Consider the following 4,034-nt stretch of genomic DNA (forward strand, 5'->3'; position numbering starts at 1 on the left):
AGTCGCTGGTGAGCCAGACCAGCAGGGCCAGCGTCGCGACTATCGAGATTGCTCTTTTCAACCAATTCTCCGCTGGTTTTCGCCGCCTCGTCCGGGCGGCGGCAATGCGTGGTGCCCGGATGCCCATGGCGTCAACCGGACTCGGCGCCTGGCCCACCGCCTTGCCGAACTCCCGCGGACGAAATGCGGAGCCGTCGACTGCTGGGAGCATGTCCAAAACCCACGGCCCCCGACCGTCGCGGCTCTCAAGGGCGGGTGATCCTATAGACCAGCAAATCATCGGAATCCACAAGCTTGGTTCCGGTCTTGTCCAGATAGTCGATGACCCCGTTATGATGCTCGACGAACAGCAGGTCTTGCTTGTCGGCGGCGTTCTTGGCCGCGCCGAACAGATCTGCGCCTTGCGCGCGCAACTCCTCGAGCTGCGCGATCGCGGTGTCGTCGTCCGCGACGAATTTCGACCATTCGACATCGCCGCCGCCGGGCGGGAACACCCAGCCGCGCGCCCTGCTGTAGTAGACAGCCACTGGATCGCCGACCTCGGGCGCTATTGCGACGACGAGGTCACCCGGTTGTGCCAATCTCGCCAGTTCCTCGCCGAGCAGCTTGCCATTGATGGCAACCGGCTTCTTCATTGTCTTGACGAGGGGAAAGGTCGACCACACCAGCGTCACGGCCACGATACAGATCGAGCGCAGGACCATGGCCGGCGACGGAGCGTTGCCCCATGGCAGAGTTGCCAGGACCAGTGCTCCTCGGCCGCAGAACATCGCCAACGGGACATGGAAGATGTGGTAATTCCAGGGATTGCTGGTGATCTCGCGCGCCGCCGCCAGATAGACGGCCATGGCCGCCACCAGCCAAACATAAGGAATGGCCGAAAGTGTACGTTGTTTCTGGTTTTCGGCGGGGGGCGGCATCCAGAAGCCCACCGCGATCAGCACCATGAACGGATAGCCGTAGAACCACCAAACCGAGGTGTTCCACACCGATTTGAAGTAGAAGCTCTCCTTGAAGAATGTCCAGAAACCGGAATCCCAGATATAACCGCTGCCCGCGACATGAAATGGCGGATAGGTTCGGCCGAGATAGATCGCCCAGCTGAAATATGCGGCGATGATGGCCAGGCTCAAAAGCCCTGACAGGAACACCCTGGTCGCCTGCTTTCGCTTCTTCTCGACAATCCAGCAAACCATCAGGTAGAAAATGACGGCGCCGGCGGCGAGCCCCGGCGGTTTCGCCAGCACGCCGAGCGAGAAACTGACGGTGGCAACCGGCAAAAGCCAGCTGCTGCCGCCGGCCCAGTACCTCGCGAAAAGCCAGACGCCTGTTGTCACCAGGGCCAACATCGACGGATCTGGAAGAAACGAGCTGTCGATCATGATCGCCGCCGGCATCAGCGCATAGGCAAGCGCCGCCGCATGGGCATGCGTTTCGCCCCAGCATAGCGCCGTCAACCTGTGCAGAGAAAACACCGTGACCAGACCGAAGAAGGCCGCAACCATGCGGCCAAACCAGTCGTGCCAGCCGAAGAGTTGGTAGAGCAGGGCGGTCAGATAGCTGACGATCTGGAACTCGCGGCCCTGATAACTCGGCCCGGGCCCGGTCCAACTGACCTCAGGGAAGAAGATATTCCAGCTACGCTGTTGAAAATTGTCGGCCATCATTGCTGTGCTTGTCTCGCGCCAGCTGAAGACGTCGACCAGCGGCAAGGTTATGTTGTGGAACCTGAACACGATCGCGATGAACAGGATCCCCAGCAAGATAGCCGTGTCGAGGTTCAGGTAATTGCGAGCAGCCGAGCCCCAAGCAGTCGGCTGCCGCGGGTATTGCTGAACCTCGGCCTGATTTAGTTCCGGGTCGGCGCCCATTTGAAACCGCATCCTCTCTGACGTCTGCGGATGTTGCTTTTACACGCGATTGTCAAAGGTGAAGGAGTATACGACGCAATCCTTAATTTTGGCGAAAGCGGGCGTCGCGAAAGTTGACATCGCAGCTCCCGCGGCTGTTAAATAGTTCTCAGGCCTGTCGCGCCGACAGCGCTGCCTTGGGCCACAATACAGACATGCCAACGCCGATTGTACCGATAGCTCCGACCAGCTTGCCGCCGCTTGGCGTCGACCATCGGCCACACAACGAACCTCGTCGGACTGCAAGTTTCACGCCGCTGCTGTTTCTCTTCGCCTTCTGCGGTCAGGTGGCCCTCGCGGGAGCGACCCACGCGGCCGCCGCCAAAGACGGCGCACCTGCAAAAGCGGACAGTGCCACTGTGCCAACCCCCTATGAGTTGCAGCTTCTGTATGCCGATCGCACATGGGTGTGGAAAAACGGAGCGGCCTATTTCGCACGGGGCAATCGACGCCTCGAGGCCTGGACGTCGGGGCAGGATTCAGCCTCTGTCGCCGAGGGCAGGTGGCTGGTGACCAAGGACGGCAAGATGTGCATGGATGTCGCCTGGCGATCCAAGAGCTACAAGGGCAAACAGCAGCGTACCTGCTATAGCCATCAGATCAAGGATGGAACCATCGAGCAGCGCAAGGATCCGGACGGGGAATGGTACAGTTTCAAACGAACTCCCGAGGATCCCTCCGACGAACACCGAAAATTCGAACCTGGTGATACCAAGGCCGCTCAGTTTGAAGAGGCCCGTAAGTTGGTCGATTCCAAGAATTAAGGCTGGCCAGGCTGGGCCCACGGCATGACGGGAAACGCCGTTCCTGGCTCCGTTGGCGCGTCCCCATATGGCATCGGTGACGGCGTGTGCGGCGTGTCGGAGTCAGGCAGGCTGCTTTTGCCGGGCCTGTGAAGAAGCTTGCGAATCGCTTATAAAAGCGCGGAGCAGTCCGGCAGGAATTGCCGTCGCACCGACCGCCAAATGGTCGCATTCGATTCCTCTCTGACAGAACGACGAGACGATGGGTACACCACCATACGGCTTTCATGAAATTTAATAATTAGTGATGTCTAATATTCTTGTGTGATGTGCGAGTGGTCACTGAAACGACGTGAGGCGGCGCAGGCGTCGCAACGCGTCCTGGCTTTACTCAAAGGCAAGGGACACATGGCGAACAATTCCGCAGCGGGCGTATTTCGCCCAAGCAAGAAAGCCCTCTCTATTGTTGTGGTGGCGGTGACCTCCCTGGTTGCAGGGTGTCAGGTCATGGATGCGACCAATACCGGTTCCGTCATCATCACGCCAGCCGTGCACCCGGTCCAGAGCAGGCCTCCAGTCCAGCCATTCCAAGGTGGATATGTTGTGCAGTCGCTCAGGGCCGAGCCCCAGGTCCTGATGACAAGCACCACACGGACCACTGAAAGAACTTACGCTTTTGCACCGCCGCCGGTTACAACCCCGACGTTGGGACCTGTGAAGGTCGCTTTCGATCCCGTCGATGGCGCTACGTTCTCGGGCGGTTCGCCCTATGTCTGCAGTCCCAGCGGATTTGGCCAGCGCGCCAGTTGCCGAGCCCGCTCTCTGTGATCTATCGGGCAGATGCTGCCGCCTTGCTTGGCGGCAGTGTCTCCGGTTTCGTCCGCAGCCCGAAGAATGGGGCGGCCGTCCTGACGATCGTGTCGATGTCGGAAAGCTCAGGCACAAAGCCAAGATGCGCGCGCGCCTTGCTCGGATCGGCATAGAGTTCGGCCGGGTCCCCCGGGCGCCGGGCCCTGAAGACGGCCGGGACCGGTCTTGACGTCACCCGGCTGACCGCCTGGACAATCTCCCTGATGGATACGCCTTGTCCGGTGCCGAGGTTGACCGCTAGGCTTTGTCCTCCGCCTTCCAGGTGTTGGAGAGCTTTCAGGTGGGCGCGAGCCAGGTCGCTGACATGGATGTAGTCGCGCACGCAAGTCCCGTCCGGCGTCTCATAGTCGGTGCCGAAGACCTCGATTTCATCGATGATGCCTGACGCCGCCATCAGAACCCTGGGAACCAGATGCGTTTCCGGCGTATGCCACTCGCCGAGTTCCCCGTCGGGATCGGCCCCACAGGCGTTGAAGTAGCGCAGGATGGCAAACTTCATTCCGTATGCGGA

General features: G+C 60.3%; 4 protein-coding genes. 1 reads left to right on the forward strand and 3 read right to left on the reverse strand.

Annotation, left to right across the window (positions count from 1 at the left end):
- Together EOA36_RS37830 and EOA36_RS29675 are read right to left on the reverse strand one after the other, a co-directional pair.
- Positions 1–211 (reverse strand): hypothetical protein (locus EOA36_RS37830; protein ID WP_210212432.1); only part of this gene is annotated, 211 nt, incomplete at its 3' end.
- 34 nt (positions 212–245) lie between these two features.
- Positions 246–1,871: a glycosyltransferase family 39 protein gene (locus EOA36_RS29675; RefSeq protein ID WP_127280528.1), complete on the reverse strand. Its 1,626-nt coding sequence runs from the start codon at positions 1,869–1,871 to the stop codon at positions 246–248.
- Positions 1,872–2,065: 194 nt separating this feature from the next.
- Here EOA36_RS29675 and EOA36_RS29680 point away from each other — a divergent pair, with 194 nt between their 5' ends.
- On the forward strand, positions 2,066–2,674 hold the full coding sequence (locus tag EOA36_RS29680) for a DUF995 domain-containing protein (RefSeq protein WP_189343620.1): 609 nt from the start codon (positions 2,066–2,068) through the stop codon (positions 2,672–2,674).
- An 808-nt stretch (positions 2,675–3,482) separates the two neighbouring features.
- On the opposite strand, the gene EOA36_RS29690 is transcribed toward EOA36_RS29680, so the two are convergent.
- Positions 3,483–4,034, reverse strand: a 552-nt coding sequence (locus tag EOA36_RS29690; protein WP_145969372.1) for an NAD-dependent epimerase/dehydratase family protein, incomplete at its 5' end; no start/stop codon positions are given.

Source organism: Mesorhizobium sp. M8A.F.Ca.ET.021.01.1.1 (assembly GCF_003998025.1).
GTDB lineage: Bacteria > Pseudomonadota > Alphaproteobacteria > Rhizobiales > Rhizobiaceae > Mesorhizobium.